This window comes from Sulfurovum sp. AR (assembly GCF_000296775.1).
In the GTDB taxonomy this organism is placed as follows: Bacteria; Campylobacterota; Campylobacteria; order Campylobacterales; family Sulfurovaceae; genus Sulfurovum; species Sulfurovum xiamenensis.
In genome coordinates this window covers 116375-134288 of the sequence record NZ_AJLE01000010.1, presented here as the reverse complement: position 1 = coordinate 134288, position 17914 = coordinate 116375, and the positions used below count along the sequence as shown (strand labels likewise).

The following is a 17914-nucleotide window of genomic DNA, read 5'->3' as shown; positions in this document are numbered from 1 at the left end:
ATTTAGGGCAACAATGAACTTCGAAACTTACCCTTTTGAGAAACTCAATCAATTACTTGAAAATGTCACACCAAACCCTGATTACTCTGCACTTAGCCTGACGATCGGGGAACCCCAGTTTGAGACACCGGCATTTATACTGGATGCACTGAAGGATGCCTCTGAACTGCTCAACAAGTATCCAAAAACGGCTGGTGAAACAGAACTTAGAGAGGGGATGTTGACGTATAACAAAAAACGTTTTGATCTTTCCCTGACAAATGATCAGATCATTCCGACATTTGGAACCAGAGAAGTACTTTTTAATTTTCCACAGTTTTTACTGCATGATGTAGAAAATCCGGTTATGGTCTTTCCTAACCCTTTTTATCAGATCTATGAAGGTGCTGCCAAAGTATCCAGGGCTGAAGTGATCTACCTCAATTTGAATGAAGCCAATCACTTTCAACCCGTAGTGGATGAAGAAGCATTGGCAAAAGCAGATCTTGTGATACTCAATTCACCTAACAACCCTACATCATCTGTAATGTCTATGGATGATTTAAAACATTGGGTGGAGCTCGCACTTAAACATGATTTCGTGCTTCTGAATGATGAGTGTTATGTGGACCTCTATCTGGATGCAGCACTTCCTTCACTGCTCAATGCAAGTATGGAAGTGGGGAACGAAAGTTTTAAAAATGTGCTAGTCATCAACTCTATCTCCAAACGTTCCTCTGCACCGGGACTTCGTTCAGGCTTCATTGCCGGTGATGCAGAGATACTTAAAGAATACATGGTGTACAGAACTTATGTGGGATGTGCTTCTCCCCTCCCACTTCAATATGCCGCTGCTGCTGCATGGGCCGATCAAGAGCATGTAGACACATTCAGAGCAAAATACAAAAAAAATTTTGAAGTCGCCAAAGAGATTCTGGGTACTGAAGCACCTGAAGCGACATTTTATATTTGGCTCAAAGTGGAAGATGAGATAGCCTTTACGACCAAACTTTATCAAGAGTATAATCTTAAAGTTCTCCCAGGTTCATTTTTAGGACGTGAAGGGGAAGGTCAAGGGTATGTAAGACTGGCCCTTGTCTATGAAGAAAAGCAAACAAGAGAAGCATTGCAACGTATAGCACGTTGCTTGGAAGAGTAGAAGACACCCCACTTACGCTTTACCGACGAGGGTATCGGCATTTAGTGCCAGAAAATTAGCATTGGAGCAAGCATGATGGAAACACCGGAAATACATGTAGAAGAGTTAAAAAAAGACCAAGAGTTTTTGGCAAATATTCAAAGACTTGAAAAAGAGTGCAAAGAAGAAGAGAGCATTGCAAAAGGGTATCAGCTTTTGGATGCACAGCTTATCATCGAAGCTCCGGAAGATGAGATCAACGAGATATTTACATTTATCGTCAACACAGCCTTTGACAGACTGGCTGAAAAGCTCACGACTTCTCAGTCATTTGATATGAATGATGCTGAGGATTTAGCTACGGCAAGAGCGATCTATGAACATGGTATCCAACGCTACAGTGAAAATGACAAAAAGGGTGCCAAAGAGATCTTTCTTGTATTGCACTATACGATCGACCATGCAGCGCTGAAAGATGCGATGATGGTGCATGTGGCTGCAGTCATGGAAGGAAAGAGTTTTGAAGATTTCATCGAAAATCTTGTCGATGTAGAAGGGGTAGATGCACATGATCCTCTGGCATTTTTCATACAGACATTTACAGAGCCCACTGAGGCCTTGCTTGCAAAATTTGACACACATGTTAAACAGGCGCAAGATGAGCTTAGAGTGCTTGATGAAAGCAAGGAACAATAGTGATGAAAAAGATCCATTTTATCGGTATCGGGGGTATCGGACTCTCTGCTTTGGCCAAGTTTCTCTTTAATGACGGACATAAGATCTCCGGTTCGGATATCAAACAGACAGAGATCACCAATGATCTGGCAACCAACTTTAATGCGAAGATCACTATCCCTCACCATGCAGATGCGGTTGAGGGTGTCGACAGGGTGATCTACTCTGCGGCGGTACGTCCCAACAATCCTGAGTATCAAAGAGCCAAAGAGTTGGGTATAGAACTGCTTTCACGCAAAGAAGCTCTCAAGAGTATACTGGGTGAAAAAGAGGTCTATGCGGTGGGTGGTGCACACGGTAAGAGTACGACTTCTGCCATGCTCGCATCGATCATACCTGAATCCAATGCGCTCATTGGAGCGATCAGTAAAGAGTTTGGTTCAAACGTACGGAATTACCCGAACAACAAAGTGGTATTTGAAGCCGATGAGAGTGATGAGAGTTTTTTGAACTCCAATCCTTATCTTGCGATCGTGACCAATGTTGAACCAGAACATATGGAGTACTACGGGTATGACGAAGAGCGTTTTTACAATGCCTATGGAAACTTCTTGTCACTGGCGCAAATACGAGTCATCAATGCAGAAGATACGTTTCTCTCTTCTTTAGAGATGGAGAGCATTAAACTTTATCCTTCTAAAGACATCAAGAACATAGAGTTTGTATTGGTTGATGGGGAACCCCATACAAAATTCGAACTTTTGGACCTGGGGGCATTTGAAGTCTTCGGTTTTGGAAATCACATTGCGTTAGATGCATCATTAGCGATATTGGGTGCTTTAGAGTTGGGTGAAGAGGTAGAAGATATAAGAGCAAATCTTTTACACTACAAAGGGATCAAAAAACGTTTTGACATTGTACAAAATAGAGAAGAGTGTGTGGTGATAGATGACTATGGTCACCATCCTACAGAGATAAAGGTGACGATGGAATCCCTGCAAACCTATAAAGGATTGCGTCAATTCTCTAAACTCAATGTTATTTGGCAACCCCACAAGTACAGCCGAACTATGGATAACCTGCAAGGATTTGTAGAGTGTTTTGAAGGTGTGGATGAACTGGTCATCCTCCCTATCTGGGCTGCCGGGGAATTAAAGGTGGATATAGACCTAAAAGGGGCATTCAGCCGCTATAAACTTCTCATGGCAGACTCTGTGACTAAAGAAGATGGGATTGTTAAAGTCTTTAAAGACGGACATATTATACGAGAGTACAGTGATGGACTTGTAACAGCCTTCGGTGCCGGGGACATCACGTACCAGATACGTGGAGAGGCATAACGCTTCTCTTGTACTCACTTTACTGCAAAATACCATCTTCTGACCTTTATTTTGCTATAGTCCCAATTTAAAAATTAAATCGTATAAGGGATAAAATGAAGAACAAAAAGATGTTTTCAGTATTGACTTTACTGCTTTCTGTCGTTGTGATGGCAGGTGAAGTAAAGGTCTCCAATGTAGCATCAGCCTTCTCAAACTATAAAAAGCTCAATGCGAGTAAAGTGTTAAAGCAGAGTATCAATATCGGTTTTTCAAATGTTACAGGGAATACAGAGACATATAGCCTGAATGGTAAATATACCTTTTCTGTTACAATGTCAGGATATAACGACAATCCACTTCAAGTCATGTTTGATACCAGTGCATTTGTGACAGAGAACAATAATGTAAAAGATAATGAAGAGTATACTGCAAATCTTGCACTCGAACAGTTTGTTGTTGAAAAATGGTTGGTCTATAGTTCTGTACATTGGTTAAGAAATAAATTTAGAGACTATGATAATAAGTCTTCTATAGCTGCAGGTGTGGGGAAAAAGCTTTTTGATGACGGTCAGCATATTTTCAAACTCAGAGCAGGTATTGCTTACAACATAGAAGAATACAGTAATGATCAGCCAGATGAAAACTTCTTTTCATTCAACCAGTATCTAGAGTATACCAATCAGCTTAATAAAGTAAGTGCACTCTATGTCAAACTAGGTGCGCTTGAAAACTTCGAAAACTTTTCAGATGACTATGAAGTCTTGGCTGTAGCAGGCTTAACTTTTGCAGTCGCTGAGGATATCAATGTCAATCTGGAAGAAGAAATACGCTATGACAATCTTCCTCCTATAGGATTTGAAACGACAGATACCAAAACGATCATCAAAGTGGGATACAATTTTTAATTTTTTATAGTGCGTTCATCTGAAGGGGGGGGGAGATACACTTTTTTCAACCTACATAAAATTCGCTATAATTCGGATATTTAGCAAATTGAGGAACTTTAGACGTGCCAATAGAAAAATCAAGCGAAAAAACGATCATACAAAAACTGGACCTGGATGGGTATATTCAGCAGTTCCAAAAGTTTTTAGCCAGAGAAAAACCTGTAGCGATGATGGGAGATATCAACCAGCATTATCGTTATATACAGGCACTTTCCAAAGTACAATTTCCTACACCAAACCCCGTACCGAATCTAGAGAGAGAACTCAATCTGATCAAAAAGCAAGGGGTCCTCTCACTGGATGAGATCTATGCCTTTATCACTATGATCTCTTACTTCAATACCTTAAAGACGGTAGGTTTTACAGAACCTCTTATCTCCTGGATACAAGGGATAGAGATTCCTGAAGAGATCATCGAGATCATAGGCTACTTCACAGCTGAAGGTGAGATCAATGCTGAGCGTGATCAGGAACTTTTTAAACTGGAACGTGCTATCAAGCAAAACAAGATAGAGATCAAAGAGACACTTTATAAGCTGGCACACTCCAGCAAGCTCAGAGATTATCTTGTGGACACCCAGGTACACTTTAACGGGGGAGAAGAGACTCTACTGGTACGTGGAGGGTTTAACAATGCGATCAAGGCTACCGTAGCTGCACGTAGCCCCGGCGGTTTTTTTTATATCATTCCGCAGAGTATCACCCATTTAAAAGAGAAAGAGTCTGCCCTGCTCAGTAAAAAAGAGGAGATGATCTACACCTATTGTAAAAACATTTCAGCGGTTTTTTTCAAGTGGGAACGTTTCTTGGGATTCATCAACAAAGAGTATGACAGATTTGACCACTATCAAGCACGTGTCAGTTTTGCACGATCCAAAGAGTATGAATTTGTTCTACCAAGCAAGCACAAACGTATTAAATTGCAGGATTTTGCACACCCTGCCATAGAGAACCCTGTACCCATCACGATGGATTTCTCCAAACAGATCATGCTTGTCACAGGGGTCAATGCCGGTGGTAAAACGATGCTTCTCAAGTCCATGCTCTCGGCAGTCTACATGAGCAAGTATCTGCTACCTTTCAAGTGCAATGCAGCACAGACAGAGGTCGGACATTATAAAAGCATAGAAGCGGTCATTGATGATCCCCAATCGGTTAAAAATGATATCTCCACGTTTGCGGGACGTATGCAGGAGTTTGCAAAACTCTTCAGCAAAGAGGATGCCATCGTAGGGGTTGATGAGATAGAGCTGGGTACAGACAGTGACGAGGCAGCCAGTCTGTTTCGCGTGATGTTAGATGAATTACGAAAAAAAGGTATCACTTTCATCGTGACGACACACCATAAACGTTTGGCTTCACTGATGGCAGGTGATGATGAGGTGGAACTCATCGCAGCACTGTATGATGAAGAGAAAAGGGTACCTACCTATACTTTTTTACAGGGAAGTATAGGAAAGAGTTATGCTTTTGAGACAGCGCAACGTTACGGTGTACCTGCAGCTATTGTGAACAAAGCAAAAAAAGTCTATGGAGAGGATAAAGAAAACCTTAATGAACTCATAGAAAAATCTACCTCACTTGAGCGTGAAATGCGTATGAAGATCGCAACAATAGATGATGAGTTAAAATCTGTAGAGAGACAAAAACAGAGACTCCAGGATGAAGAGCTGAAGCTTCAGGAGAGTCATAGAAAAGCCCTTGCAACCCTTGAAAACCGTTATAATGCAGCGACAAAAAAAGCAAGAGAAGCGTTGAGGGCACAAGAGTCAGCAGAAGGAAGACGACTTTTGAACGTGGCACATCAGCGCAAAGAATTCAAGCAAAAAGAGGTGAAACTCAAAGATGAAGTACCGCTCAAAGAGGGTGATAAGGTGAAGTACCGTTCTCACAAAGGAGAGATCGTGGCTATCCGTGGTAAAGATGCGACGATCATCGTAGACGGATTGAAGATGAGAGTACCTTTGGGGCAACTCAAAAGAAGAGGAGATACCCCTCAGATAAAAGTTAAACCTAAAGCCAAAGAGGTCAATGTCAATGTTGAAAAGTCAGGGGCATCTGTTTCAGTCAAACTGCTCGGTATGTATGCAGATGAAGCTATAGACACCGTGGATAAATTTCTCTCTGATGCCCTGGTGAACGGACTGCATGAAGTACAGATCATTCACGGTACGGGCGGGGGTGTGTTAGCCAAATTGGTAACAGAGTATCTTAAAAAACATCCCAAGATACAGAAATTCTATAGACTTCCCGGAAACTTAGGCATTACAGTCGTCGAACTGTAGAACTATAACCCCTCTTTTAACTCCAGAAGGTATAATATATGCATAAAAATGTTGCAGGAGAGCTACGTGGGCATTAAAGATGATGTGAATTATGTAAAGAGAGAGTTAAGTGGTGATGAAAAGGTCCTTGAGAGTGCTTTTAAGCTGGAATCACTGTATAAAAGATACAAGTTTCATTTGTGGGGTGTGATTGTCGTACTTATTCTCTTTTTTGGTGGACAAGCTGTGATGGGTGCGCTGCATGAAGCAAAGCTTGAAAAAGCAAACGAAGCTTTCTTGACACTGCAGAATAACAGTGAGGATGCCAATGCTCTTAAGGTGCTTCAAGAGAACAATCCGGCACTTTTAGAGCTTTACACTTATGCGCAAGCAGTGAAAAAAGAAGATATCAAAGGGTTAGAGTCTTTGAGTACAAGTACAAACAGTGTGATCGCTGACGCAAGTGGTTATACAGCAGGAGTACTGAATAAAAAGCCTGTGGAGTCAAAGCTCTATAAAGAGATGGCACTGTTTGAAGAAGCCTATTTGTCAATCCTTGCAGGTGATGTAAAAAAAGCTCAAAATAAATTGGAGCTTATAGATGATCGTTCCTCTCTTTCAGTGATCAGAGAGTTCCTTATGCACTCTACCATAAAGGCAAACTAATGAAGGGGTTGTCACTACTTACATTTGCAGTAGCAGCATTACTCTTTTCAGGATGCAGTAGCAAAAAATATTTTGAACCTGAAGAGACATTCTCCGCATCCAATGCATCCACTTCGTACGGTGGAAGTATGAGTGATCTCAGTCGTGAGGGAGGGACACTTAAAAGCGGCCAATATATCAGTAAAGAAGGGTTAAGCACTATCAACCTTGGTGAAGGGTATAGATTTTTAAATGAAAATGATAGCTATATACTGGCTACAAATACTGAGGGTATTTTAAAGATCATTGATAAAAAAACAAAAGAGACGGTACGTGCTGTATCTCTCAAAGTTCCTGTGGTTTCTGCAACGATCCACAATGGTGTGATCGCATATATTCTCAACAGCAATACCTTTGGTATTTATAACATGGCAGACAATAGAAAAGTGGTTGAGAGTCGATCTGAGGCCACATTTGCCATTGATACAAGAGCTGCAAGTCCGATCTTTATCGATGGTTTGGTCGTCATGCCTATGCTTGACGGGAAACTCATTATTGTCAACATTGAAGACAGTGAGAATGCCAAAGTGGTCTATCTCAGTACGGAAAAAGCATTTAACAATATTATCTATCTGTCTCGTAAAGGCAATACAATGATCGCTGCAACGCCAAAAAGGCTGCTTACCTTAGGAAGTGGCGGGCAAATGGAGTATAGTGCAAATATCTCTGAAGTGGCATATGATAACGATACCATCTATCTCTTTACCAAAGAGGGAGAGATACTTGCTCTGAATCATGATCTTGAGAAAGTGGGAGAAGCAAAGTACAAATTCGCACACTACTCTGTAGCAACAGCGTTTGATGGCAGGGTGTATGGTTTAGACCAGGGAGGATCCTTGATAGTAATGGACAGTGCTTTGACAAAGCACAAGATCTATGATCTTGGAGAAGTGGGTGAACCGGCATTCATCAGTGGAACAAAGCTCTATAAAGACGGTGATATTATTGAACTCTCTAAACTAGGTTATGAGTGATCTTCTGACAGCTTTCGAAGAGTATCTCAGTGTCACAAAGGCGCTGGATACCCTTACGATCTCTTCTTATTTAGGCGACCTTTCCCAACTTGAAGAGGTCACTCAAACAACACTAACGAACCTCGATACTACGGATATACTGAAATTTTTATCTACCTTTGAGAACAAAAGAACACTCAACAGAAAACTCTCCTCTATCAATGCTTTTTTCGATTTTTGCCATAAACAGGATTTCAAACATGAAAAGATCAAGATCCCTATGGCAAAAGTACCCCAAAATCTACCCAAGTATATGAGCAGTGAAGAGATATTAGAAGGTTTAAAGCACATTGACAGAAGTAAGCTCATGGGACTGCGTGATTATGCACTGATACTCTTTTTGTATGCCAGCGGCTGTCGTATTTCCGAAGCATTGAATGTGCAGCGAAGTGATATCGTGGACGGGTGGCTGAAGATACGTTTTGCCAAAGGGGAAAAAGAACGTATCGTGCCTCTTGCACCTATCGCTGTGCAGGCATTGGAGAAGTATATGAAAGAACAAGACATGGGAAGCAGTTATATTTGGCTGAATTACAAAGGAGATACCCTCAGCCGTATCTCTGCATATAAAATTGTCAAAAAGTATTTGGGTGTCTCACCTCACGTATTACGGCACTCTTTTGCTTCATCGCTGATCATCGGTGGGGCAGACTTGCGTGTGGTGCAGGAGTTGTTAGGTCACAGTTCTCTAGAGACGACACAGATCTATACACATATCCAAAAACAGAATCTGTCCGAGACCATGAAGAGTTATCATCCCTTAAAAGGAGTATCATGAAAGCATTGGTTGAATATCTGAACCAGAAAGATATTATTTTTAAATCACTCAAAGAGATCCTGCCAAAAGAGCTAGGTTCCCGTAAAAAGGTTACACTTCATTTAGGTGTTGATCTGAAGGGGTATTATGCATTGGTGATAGAACTTGAAAAGAAGAGCAGGGTACTTCGGAAAGAAGCAGTTGACCTCATAGAACTGCATGAAAAATCTGAAAAATATATCGGCAGCAAGATCACTAAAAAATACATAGTGATCAAAGCACCCTTATGTTCACATGCTAAAGCGATACTTGAAGAGAACGGCTGGAAGGTATGGCATGAAGGGTAAGGTATTACTTGCAGATATTGGGAATACCCATTTTCATATCTATAATGGCTCTAAAGTAGAGCATTTGTCTTATGATGAGGCAATTGCCAAATATAGCCAAGAGAGACTCTGTTATATTTCGGTCAAACAACACTTGAACAGTACTATAGAAAATATTTCCATATGGAAAAATATCTCACCACAGATCCACTTGGATGGTGCTTATGAGACGATGGGTGTTGATCGAAGAGCACTCTGTTTGAGTCATGAAAACGGTATTTTTGTGGATGCAGGTTCCGCAATCACAGTTGATGTAATGCAAGAGGGAAAGTATAGGGGCGGATTTATATTCCCCGGGTTAAAAGCTATGTTGCAGGCATATGCTTCTATCTCTCCGGTCTTAGAGACAGAGCTGAATGAAACGATATCCTTAGAGCAATTACCCTCTACAACTAAAGATGGGATAAGCTATGGTATAATCGCGTCTATAAAAGCACTCATAGATAAGCATAGTGATGGTAAAACGCTTTATTTTACCGGTGGAGACGGAAAATTTTTATCAAGTTTTTTTGAAGAAGCCACGTATGATGAAATGTTGGTATTTAACGGGATGCGGAAAGTGATGAAGGAATCAGAGATATGTTAACAGTAGCACTTCCAAAGGGAAGAATCGCAGAACAGACACTTGAGATATTTGCTGAAATTTTCGGTGGAGAATTTAAGTTCGAAGGGAGAGAACTCATCTTGGATAGGGGAGAGTTCCGTTTTTTAAATGTACGTAACCAGGATGTACCGACGTATGTAGAACACGGTGCAGCAGATATCGGTGTGGTCGGACTTGATGTCATTACCGAAAAAGAGTTGGATATTATTCAGCTTCTGGATATGCAGTTAGGGAAATGTAAAGTGGCGATCGGTATCAAAAATGAAGATGAACTGGACTGGTCCCGGCCTAACATCAAAGTGGCAACAAAGATGGTCAATATCACTAAAAACTACTTTGCACAAAAAGCCGTAGGTGTGGAAGTGGTGAAGCTTTACGGATCTATAGAATTGGCACCGCTTGTCGGTTTGGCTGATGCTATCGTGGACATTGTTGAAACAGGTTCAACGATGAGAGAGAACGGATTGAAAGTGGCTGAAGATATCATGGACTCTTCTGCACATTTGATCTCAAACAAGAACAGTTTTTATGGAAAGAAAGAAGAGATTCTCTCTTTATATGAAAAGATCAAAGCTGTTGTAGAGAGCCGTGGCTAATTCTACTTCAGACTCTCTTGACCTCTATGCAAAAGTAGAGGATCTTCTTGGTGTCAAAGAGGCTGCTCCGAGTCTCTATGCCCATTACCTTCTTTTTTTAAACACGATAGATTTTGAGACCCTTTTGGATGTGGGATGTGGCTCTGGAGATTTCTTGCGTCAGATACAGGGTGCCTTAGAGATACCAGAGGTCAAAGGGATAGACCTCAGTCCCCTTATGGTTTCAAGAACACTTGAACAAGGGTATGATGCCCAGTGTGTGGACCTATGCGATCTAGATGGCCAATATGATGTAGTGACAGCGGTGTTTGATATGGTGAACTATCTGGATAAAGCAGAGTTGGAACGATTTCTGGGGTGTGTCAAAGCGCATCTAAACGATGGTGGGTATTTTTTGTGTGATATCAACACGCTGCATGGTTTTGAGAATGTCGCCGTAGGCTCTTATATCGTGGATGATGAAGAGAGATTTTTAACGGTGGACAGTGACTTTGAAGAGGGTGAGTACCATGCCGAGTTCACGCTTTTTGAAAAAGAGGGAACCTATTTTAAAAAATCTCAGGAGACCATTAGGCAATACTATCATACGATAGATGAGATAGTGAGGTTAAGTGGTTTGAAGCTGCTTCAGAGTGACAGTGTGACGCTGTATGATCTTAATGAAGCGGATAAAGCGTTTCTTGTATTGAGAAAAGTGTAAGGGAGAGTGTTTTTATCACAAAGTCCGTTCTATAAGACGGACTTTGTCTGAGAGAGATTAAAATTTATAGTCTAACTGTACCCAATACTTGGTCACATCATTTTGTGCTGCACCGATGACAGAGTCTGTTTCTCCAGAGAAGAAAGCTGCTTTTGCCAGAAAGTTCAGACCATTAGAGAAGTTATAAGTATAAAGTAGATCCAGTTCACTTCCTGCATCATCACTTAGTATACCGTCTGTCTCCTGTGTAGTGAAAGTATGGTAGATCGCAAGTAGTTTACCAAATTTAGGACTCACATATCCTACCTTTCCATAAATATCATCCAATCCATATGTATTACTTACAGCAGAATATCCAAGAAAGACATCAGCAAACCCTTGCCATTTGTGCAGTGTTGCAAGCGGTGTGGTGAATCCATGTGTATTTCCGTCTGCATCTCCGAGTGATTCATAGGCTGCTCCAATAATGAATCCGTTGTAGTTCGTACTGATATCCCCTCTGAAATACATTGCATCTACATCAGGCTTCCCCATACTTTCATATTCCATGCTTGCATCTTGCTGTGTAGCAGCCTCTGCAATATAGTTGAACATCCCTACTTTTCCTGAAGCCATTAACCCATAGGTATCACTTCCAAATGCTTGGTGACCTAAGAGGTACCCATACGCAGAAAGTTTCAGTTCAGGCATTGCCTTGTAGTCGGCATGAAGAAATACAGATTCTGTTCCTGTCGTGAGTGCATCCGTCACCCCATAACGATCTGTCACATACATTGCCATAAGATCCAGGTTTTCTATGGAGCTATTGGTTAAGGTATAGCCCATATAGGTTTGAGGCATTTGTCTCCATCCTACGGCACCTATGAATCTCTGGTCATCCAGGTTCACCATCTGGCGTCCTGCACGTAGGGTGGTATCACCCATTTTATAATCAAGATACGCCTGTGTCACACGTGAATTTTGTGGATCAGCGATCAATGCATATCCCGGCTGCTCCGGAGCATATTCGTCATATCCGAAATTCGTCACTGCCATGATCTGTCCAAAAGCACTCAGCCCCTCAATACCTGCAAGTCCGGTCTTTACACCAAGTGCAAAACGTGTGGTAAACGCATTGGCTTCATCCTTCACACTGTCATCGGCAAATTCATAACGCGGTCGAAGTTCACCGCTGAATTTTACGTCGTTGAAGATCCCTATTTCTGTTTCTGTTGTTGTCTCAACGGTCGGTTCAACCGGTGCGATAGATCCGCCTGCCATGATAAGTGTAGATGTTACGAGTGAGAGTAGTACGGTTTTTTTCATTTTTTTCCCTTTTATATATGATGGATTGAATAAACATGATGTTTAAAACTGCATGATGGTCATACGATGCCCTAGGCAAATAATTTTTTCTATGTTACTCATCCTCCTTGGCAAATTTTTCATAAAGAAAGCTGAGGATGGCTTCCCTACATCTGATATATTCAGGATCATGTTGAAGTTCTACCCTGTTTCTGGGACGAGGAAGATCGACTTCGAGGATTTCTCCGATCGTGGCTGCAGGACCATTGGTCATCATAATGACCCTGTCACTTAGCAGTACGGCTTCATCCACATCATGTGTAATGATGATGACCGTGTTCTGTACATTCTGTTGTATCCTCATGAGATGCTCCTGCAAGTTGGCACGGGTCAATGAATCCAATGCACCGAAAGGTTCATCCATCAAAAGTACTTTAGGTTTAATTGCAAGTGCTCTTGCTATACCGACACGTTGTTTCATACCTCCACTGATCTCATCAGGAAGTTTATCTTTGGCATGATCAAGGTTGACCATGGTGATAAATTTTTCTACCCTATGTTGGAGCTCTTGCTTATTGAGATCGGGCATGACCTGTTTGACTGCCATTTCTATGTTTTTATAGACACTGAGCCATGGAAGTAATGAATGGTTTTGAAACACTACTGCACGATCAGGTCCTGGACCTTTGACCTCTTTACCCTGTAAAAATATATGGCCTTCTGTCTGGCCATCGAGACCAGAGATCATATTGAGCAATGTAGATTTACCGCACCCGCTGTGTCCTATGATAGAGATGATCTCATTTTTCTTGATCACCATATCGACATCGGTCACAGCAATATAATCCTCTTTTCCCGGGATTGGAAATCTTTTTTCAATATTTTCTAACTGTAAAAACTTTTGTTCACCCATTATGCTCTTCCTTTTTTTCTATAGTCAAAAAAATCTGCGATGATCCCCATCACAAGATCCAGTATAAAACCGACAATACCTACGATGATGATACCGATGATGATATTATGATAATTCAGATTATTATATTCATCCCAGATCCAGAAACCGATACCTATACCACCTGTAAGCATCTCTGCTGCTACGATCACCAGCCATGCAATTCCCAAAGAAAGTCTCATACCTGTAAAGATAAAGGGTACGGCTACGGGTAAAATAATCTTTGTTATCTTTTTTATCGGACTGAACTGTAAGACTTTTGCCACATTCATATAATCCTCGCTTACATTGCGTACCCCCAAAGCAGTGTTGATAATGATCGGCCAGATAGAGGTGACAAAGATCGTCGAGATCGCTGTCAAATTGATATCTTGGAAGATAAAAAGCAACAGCGGTAGCCAGGCCAGAGGTGAAACAGGTTTAAAGATCTGAATGAACGGATCAAAGGCATACTGTGCATTTTTACTCATACCGATAAATAATCCCAAAGGTACACCAACGATGATAGCAAGCGAAAACCCTGCAAATACCCTCTGTAAGGAAGCAAATATCTGCCAGAGGATCCCTTTGTCATCCTCGTTTGCGATATAGAGCGGATCGGAAAGTACTCCTACAATCTCATCCCCGTCAGCATTCACCCCGCCAAAAGCAGATATATAGGTATCACTCGGTGTAGGGAAGTCCTCAACGTTGTTTGCAATCAATGACCAGACCATGATGATGGCAAAAAACACCATCATGGGCAAGATGATCTTTTTAGCAAGTTCGTTTTTCATTTTTTTCCTTTTATTGTATGTCCTGTTTGTTCCGGACACTTCGTTCTATTTTATATTTATAGGTACCTGAAGCATGAATATTATTCAAGGAAATAACTGGACGTACTTTCACTTCAGGCACGTATAAATACAAAGCATTCAGCTTTGTATTCTTCGTGAATTTTTGACGTATCTATTGCACATACTTAGGATCCGCACATCCTGCAGGACCGTAGGGGCAAACATAATCAGGTTGTTTGGTCGTCACCGTCCATGTATTTGCCTTCATAAGCTCCTCTTTGCTTACTGTTGGATTGGTTACATCGAAACTATAGATATACTCCACAGCTTTATTGGGATCATAGACCTTGCCATCCATGAATTTGTTATATTCATCCACACCATCTATTTTCCATGGACTAGGCGGTAGAGAGTAGTTGACTTCTTTTGCAGCCTCGGCAAAAAGATCAGGTCTGTAGACTTTTTCGATCACTTCTTTCATATCGACCGCTTTATCCAGCTGTCCCCAGCGATACATCTGTGTGATGAACCACATGCCATGGCTGTAAAAAGGGTAGGCCGCATAGTAATTGGCAAAAACGTTAAACATAGGGTTTGGCTCGGAATCTTGTCCTTTGAGATACTGGAAGGTACCGGTCATAGATTTCTCTAGGACTTTGACCGGTGCTTTTACGTAGTTTGGTTTACTAAGTATTTTCGCTGCTTCTTTTCTGTGTTCCCAGCTCTCATCCAGCCACATTTGTGCTTCAATGACCGCTTTCATCACTGCTTTCGTCGTCTCGGGGTATTTCTCAACAAAATCTGCTCTGGCTTGAAGTACTTTTTCAGGGTTATTGTTCCAGATATCATAGTTGGTTACCAGTGTGGAACCTTTTTTCTTGAGTACGATACGTTCGTTCCAAGGTTCTCCAACACAATACCCCTCGATATTGCCTGCGATCAGATTGGAAGGCATGGTAGGAGGAGGGAAAGGTTTGATCGTTGTATCCTCATCAGGTTTGATCCCCGAACTCGCCATCCAGTATCTCAGTTCATAGTTGTGTGTGGAAACCGGGTGTACCATTCCAAAGTTCAGTGGTTGATAGTTGGCACCTTCCGCTTGATGTTTGGCATCGATATATTTTTTCAGTGACTCTGAACCTAAGGGTCTTTTTGTCTGATCCATACCATACTTTTCCATCTCTTTAATGATATTATTTCCATAGGTGATACCATTGCCATTAAAATCTAAAGAGAGCAGGGCTTGCAAGTGCGCATTTCCATTGATGCCAAGTGTCGCAGCGATCGGCATACCTGCAAGTGCGTGAGAAAAGTCATACTCTCCGCTGATCACTTTTTGTTGGATCCCGGGCCATCCTCCACCCTCTTTGGCTACATGCACATCCAAACCATATTTTTCAAAGAATCCTTTTTCTTTTGCGATAACGATAGGTGCACAGTCAGTCAGTGCAATAAATCCTATCTTCAATTTTTTCTTTTCTATATCTGCGAGTAGAGCAGTAGTGACCAACGAGAGACTTAATCCGAGCTTCAAAGCTTTTTTTAACATTTTGTACTCCTTAAATTTTCATTAAAATGTTTTTGTATGAAAATAGTATCATATAAATATATATTATTTAATCAATTAAATGGTTAATTTTTAATCAATTTAAACTTAACTTTACATTAAAGTATGGTTAGAATAGGGAAAAGAAAAAGTAATTTGAGGTAAGTAAAATGATCAAATCAGTATGCGGATATTGTGGTGTAGGTTGTGGTTTGGAATATGATGAGAAACATCTCATAGGGAATCTAGCCTATCCTACCAATCAGGGAAACCTCTGTTCCAAGGGCATCTCGGAACTGGTAAGTATGCAGACACCTACAAGGTTATTAAGACCACATATGAGAGAGGCACTGGATGAGCCATTTGTGCTTTCTGACTGGAAAGAAACGATCTCATTGATCACGGATCGTATCAAAAGAACTTCTAAAGATAAGATAGGTTTTTATCTGTCCGGACAACTTTTAACAGAGGATTATTATATTGCCAATAAACTTGCAAAAGGTTTTCTCGGTACCAATAATGTAGATACCAATAGCCGTACCTGTATGGCAAGTGCGGTGGTTGCATACAAAAAGGCGATAGGAGCAGACTTTGTACCCGTAAGAATGAATGATATTTTCAAGTCTGATCTGCTTATATTAACCGGTGCAAACACGGCCGAAGCGCATGTGGTTTTTCATAATAGTATAAAAAAAGCGAAGAAAAATGGTTTGAAAGTCGTGGTCATAGACCCAAGAAGGACAGATACGGCGAAAATAGCGGACCTCTATCTCCCGATCAGACCGGGAAGTGATATTGACTTTTTCAATCTCCTATCCAAACGCCTGATCGATGAAGAAAAATACGATAAAGCGTTTGTGTCAGATCATATTAACAATTTTGAACTGCTTAAGAACAAGTTCAAACGTGCACCGGTGACCAAGATGCTCAAACGTACAGGATTGACACAAGAAGCGTTTGATGCATTCTGGGAACTCTATAGTGAGAGTGACAACATCATTACAGCATGGACCATGGGACTCAATCAGTCTGTACAAGGTGTAGACAAGAATCTGGCACTGCTCAATACCCATCTTCTTACAGGAAAGATATTTAAAGAAGGGAATGGACCCCTTAGCCTTACCGGGCAGCCTAACGCTATGGGTGGAAGGGAAGTAGGAGGGCTCTCTACCATGTTAGCGGTACATCTTGGTTTTGATGAAGAGAGTATTCAAAAGGTATCTACGTTTTGGAAAACCGATAAGATAGACAACAAACCTGGACTGACTGCAACGCAGATGCTGGATGCAGACCTGGATGTCCTGATCATCTGTCATACGGACCCTGTCTATCATCTGCCTCATAGAAAAAGGGTGGAACAACAACTATCCAAGATCCCCTTGGTCGTTGAGATCAATGCCTATGATAATTCAGAAACAGCCAAATATGCACATATCAGGCTCCCTGCAGCCCCTTGGGGAGAAAAGGAGGGGACACAGACCAATCTCGATCGTACCATAACCAAACAAGAACGTCTGACCCGTACATCTATTGACTGTAAACCTGATTGGGAAATATTTCAGTTATTGGCACAATCGTTAGGTTTTGGTAAGGCATTTGATTTTGAGACTCCAAAAGAGATCTTTGAAGAGTATCAAAAGATGACCAAACTTAATGACTATATGGATATCTCTGAAGCAGACTATGATGCACTTACCTACAAACCGTTTGTGTGGGGTGAAAAGATCAAACATTTTCTAACGCCGGACAAAAAGGGAAACCTGTTCTTTGTAGAAAACAAGTTAAAGAGCGAAAAGACAAGTTTGGAGTTTCCTTTTTTACTTTTGACAGGGAGAACAAGAGATCAATGGCATAGTGGTACCAAAACAAATCTTCCTCAGACATTGCTTACACATAAACCGCTGAACTTTTGTGAGATCCATCCTCATGATGCCCAAAAATTAGGTATTCAGAATGAAGATACGATCAAAGTGATCTCTAAAAGAGGAGAGCTCATTACAAAAGCGCTGATCACAAAGGATGTGCATGAAAAATCTATCTTCATACCGATAAGTAACCGTGAGATTAACTATCTGACGAATGATCTTCTTGACAGAGAATCCCTGCAGCCTGACTATAATCATAATGCAGTTATGATAGAAAGTATAAGTGATGCTTAGTACAACTTTTGGTAAAACGATAGTATATGTATTATTTGAGTTAGAGGGGGAATGTTAAATAAGATATTAAGTGGTGGTTGTCCTCAACATGTTGAGGACAACGCTTAGATA

Annotated in this window: 17 protein-coding genes; 13 read left to right on the top strand and 4 right to left on the bottom strand. The window is 41.2% G+C overall.

All coding sequences use genetic code 11. The features are described 5' to 3' along the window. Window positions 1-13 precede the first annotated feature (13 nt). From SULAR_RS09435 to SULAR_RS09380, 12 genes are all read left to right on the top strand, one after another. Window positions 14-1138 carry a succinyldiaminopimelate transaminase gene (locus SULAR_RS09435; RefSeq protein ID WP_008245421.1) on the top strand — a complete coding sequence of 375 codons (1125 nt, stop codon included), beginning with the start codon at window positions 14-16 and terminating at the stop codon, window positions 1136-1138. Window positions 1139-1210: 72 nt separating this feature from the next. Then, a complete protein-coding gene (locus tag SULAR_RS09430; RefSeq protein ID WP_008245420.1) occupies window positions 1211-1813 on the top strand; it encodes a hypothetical protein in 603 nt (200 codons plus the stop codon). A gap of 2 nt (window positions 1814-1815) precedes the next feature. Beyond that, complete coding sequence (gene murC, locus SULAR_RS09425; RefSeq protein ID WP_008245419.1) at window positions 1816-3132, top strand: UDP-N-acetylmuramate--L-alanine ligase; 1317 nt, start codon at window positions 1816-1818, stop codon at window positions 3130-3132. A gap of 95 nt (window positions 3133-3227) precedes the next feature. Next, window positions 3228-4019 (top strand): YdiY family protein, encoded by a 792-nt coding sequence (locus SULAR_RS09420; protein WP_008245417.1) that lies wholly within the window; start codon window positions 3228-3230, stop codon window positions 4017-4019. Between the two features lie 104 nt (window positions 4020-4123). Beyond that, window positions 4124-6346, top strand: coding sequence for an endonuclease MutS2 (locus tag SULAR_RS09415; RefSeq protein ID WP_008245416.1), 2223 nt, complete (start codon window positions 4124-4126; stop codon window positions 6344-6346). Window positions 6347-6412: 66 nt separating this feature from the next. Then, window positions 6413-6991 carry a hypothetical protein gene (locus SULAR_RS09410; RefSeq protein WP_008245415.1) on the top strand — a complete coding sequence of 193 codons (579 nt, stop codon included), beginning with the start codon at window positions 6413-6415 and terminating at the stop codon, window positions 6989-6991. Further along, the gene (locus tag SULAR_RS09405) at window positions 6991-8004 is read left to right on the top strand and encodes a hypothetical protein (RefSeq protein WP_008245414.1); all 1014 of its coding nucleotides are present in this window, start codon (window positions 6991-6993) and stop codon (window positions 8002-8004) included. The genes SULAR_RS09410 and SULAR_RS09405 overlap by 1 nt, the downstream gene beginning before the upstream one ends. Beyond that, the gene (locus tag SULAR_RS09400) at window positions 7997-8821 is read left to right on the top strand and encodes a tyrosine-type recombinase/integrase (RefSeq protein ID WP_008245413.1); all 825 of its coding nucleotides are present in this window, start codon (window positions 7997-7999) and stop codon (window positions 8819-8821) included. Before SULAR_RS09405 ends, SULAR_RS09400 begins: the two co-directional genes overlap by 8 nt. Then, entirely contained in the window at window positions 8818-9147 is a 330-nt protein-coding gene (locus SULAR_RS09395; protein WP_008245412.1) for a hypothetical protein, read from the top strand. The genes SULAR_RS09400 and SULAR_RS09395 overlap by 4 nt, the downstream gene beginning before the upstream one ends. After that, window positions 9137-9772, top strand: coding sequence for a type III pantothenate kinase (locus tag SULAR_RS09390; protein ID WP_008245411.1), 636 nt, complete (start codon window positions 9137-9139; stop codon window positions 9770-9772). Before SULAR_RS09395 ends, SULAR_RS09390 begins: the two co-directional genes overlap by 11 nt. Further along, window positions 9766-10386: an ATP phosphoribosyltransferase gene (gene hisG / locus SULAR_RS09385; protein WP_008245410.1), complete on the top strand. Its 621-nt coding sequence runs from the start codon at window positions 9766-9768 to the stop codon at window positions 10384-10386. The genes SULAR_RS09390 and hisG overlap by 7 nt, the downstream gene beginning before the upstream one ends. Then, window positions 10379-11086: a class I SAM-dependent methyltransferase gene (locus tag SULAR_RS09380; RefSeq protein WP_008245407.1), complete on the top strand. Its 708-nt coding sequence runs from the start codon at window positions 10379-10381 to the stop codon at window positions 11084-11086. Before hisG ends, SULAR_RS09380 begins: the two co-directional genes overlap by 8 nt. A 57-nt stretch (window positions 11087-11143) precedes the next feature. On the opposite strand, the gene SULAR_RS09375 is transcribed toward SULAR_RS09380, so the two are convergent. The 4 genes from SULAR_RS09375 to SULAR_RS09360 all read right to left on the bottom strand — a co-directional run bounded on the left by SULAR_RS09375 (window position 11144) and on the right by SULAR_RS09360 (window position 15647). Then, window positions 11144-12391, bottom strand: coding sequence for an alginate export family protein (locus SULAR_RS09375; RefSeq protein WP_008245405.1), 1248 nt, complete (start codon window positions 12389-12391; stop codon window positions 11144-11146). A 94-nt stretch (window positions 12392-12485) separates the two neighbouring features. After that, window positions 12486-13283 carry an ABC transporter ATP-binding protein gene (locus tag SULAR_RS09370; RefSeq protein ID WP_008245403.1) on the bottom strand — a complete coding sequence of 266 codons (798 nt, stop codon included), beginning with the start codon at window positions 13281-13283 and terminating at the stop codon, window positions 12486-12488. Beyond that, entirely contained in the window at window positions 13283-14098 is an 816-nt protein-coding gene (gene ntrB, locus SULAR_RS09365) for a nitrate ABC transporter permease (protein WP_008245401.1), read from the bottom strand. The genes SULAR_RS09370 and ntrB overlap by 1 nt, the downstream gene beginning before the upstream one ends. A 172-nt stretch (window positions 14099-14270) precedes the next feature. Then, entirely contained in the window at window positions 14271-15647 is a 1377-nt protein-coding gene (locus tag SULAR_RS09360) for a CmpA/NrtA family ABC transporter substrate-binding protein (protein WP_008245399.1), read from the bottom strand. 167 nt (window positions 15648-15814) lie between these two features. Here SULAR_RS09360 and SULAR_RS09355 point away from each other — a divergent pair, with 167 nt between their 5' ends. Then, window positions 15815-17803 carry a molybdopterin oxidoreductase family protein gene (locus SULAR_RS09355; RefSeq protein ID WP_008245397.1) on the top strand — a complete coding sequence of 663 codons (1989 nt, stop codon included), beginning with the start codon at window positions 15815-15817 and terminating at the stop codon, window positions 17801-17803. Window positions 17804-17914 lie beyond the last annotated feature (111 nt).

What these genes read in the sequence shown, in the direction of transcription:
- ntrB (WP_008245401.1), bottom strand. Translation starts at nt 14,098, where the DNA reads ATGAAAAACGAACTTGCTAAAAAGATCATCTTGCCCATGATGGTGTTT.
- SULAR_RS09375 (WP_008245405.1), bottom strand. Translation starts at nt 12,391, where the DNA reads ATGAAAAAAACCGTACTACTCTCACTCGTAACATCTACACTTATCATG.
- SULAR_RS09370 (WP_008245403.1), bottom strand. Translation starts at nt 13,283, where the DNA reads ATGGGTGAACAAAAGTTTTTACAGTTAGAAAATATTGAAAAAAGATTT.
- murC (WP_008245419.1), top strand. Translation starts at nt 1,816, where the DNA reads ATGAAAAAGATCCATTTTATCGGTATCGGGGGTATCGGACTCTCTGCT.
- SULAR_RS09395 (WP_008245412.1), top strand. Translation starts at nt 8,818, where the DNA reads ATGAAAGCATTGGTTGAATATCTGAACCAGAAAGATATTATTTTTAAA.
- SULAR_RS09390 (WP_008245411.1), top strand. Translation starts at nt 9,137, where the DNA reads ATGAAGGGTAAGGTATTACTTGCAGATATTGGGAATACCCATTTTCAT.
- SULAR_RS09355 (WP_008245397.1), top strand. Translation starts at nt 15,815, where the DNA reads ATGATCAAATCAGTATGCGGATATTGTGGTGTAGGTTGTGGTTTGGAA.
- SULAR_RS09430 (WP_008245420.1), top strand. Translation starts at nt 1,211, where the DNA reads ATGATGGAAACACCGGAAATACATGTAGAAGAGTTAAAAAAAGACCAA.
- SULAR_RS09420 (WP_008245417.1), top strand. Translation starts at nt 3,228, where the DNA reads ATGAAGAACAAAAAGATGTTTTCAGTATTGACTTTACTGCTTTCTGTC.
- SULAR_RS09405 (WP_008245414.1), top strand. Translation starts at nt 6,991, where the DNA reads ATGAAGGGGTTGTCACTACTTACATTTGCAGTAGCAGCATTACTCTTT.
- SULAR_RS09360 (WP_008245399.1), bottom strand. Translation starts at nt 15,647, where the DNA reads ATGTTAAAAAAAGCTTTGAAGCTCGGATTAAGTCTCTCGTTGGTCACT.
- SULAR_RS09400 (WP_008245413.1), top strand. Translation starts at nt 7,997, where the DNA reads ATGAGTGATCTTCTGACAGCTTTCGAAGAGTATCTCAGTGTCACAAAG.
- hisG (WP_008245410.1), top strand. Translation starts at nt 9,766, where the DNA reads ATGTTAACAGTAGCACTTCCAAAGGGAAGAATCGCAGAACAGACACTT.
- SULAR_RS09435 (WP_008245421.1), top strand. Translation starts at nt 14, where the DNA reads ATGAACTTCGAAACTTACCCTTTTGAGAAACTCAATCAATTACTTGAA.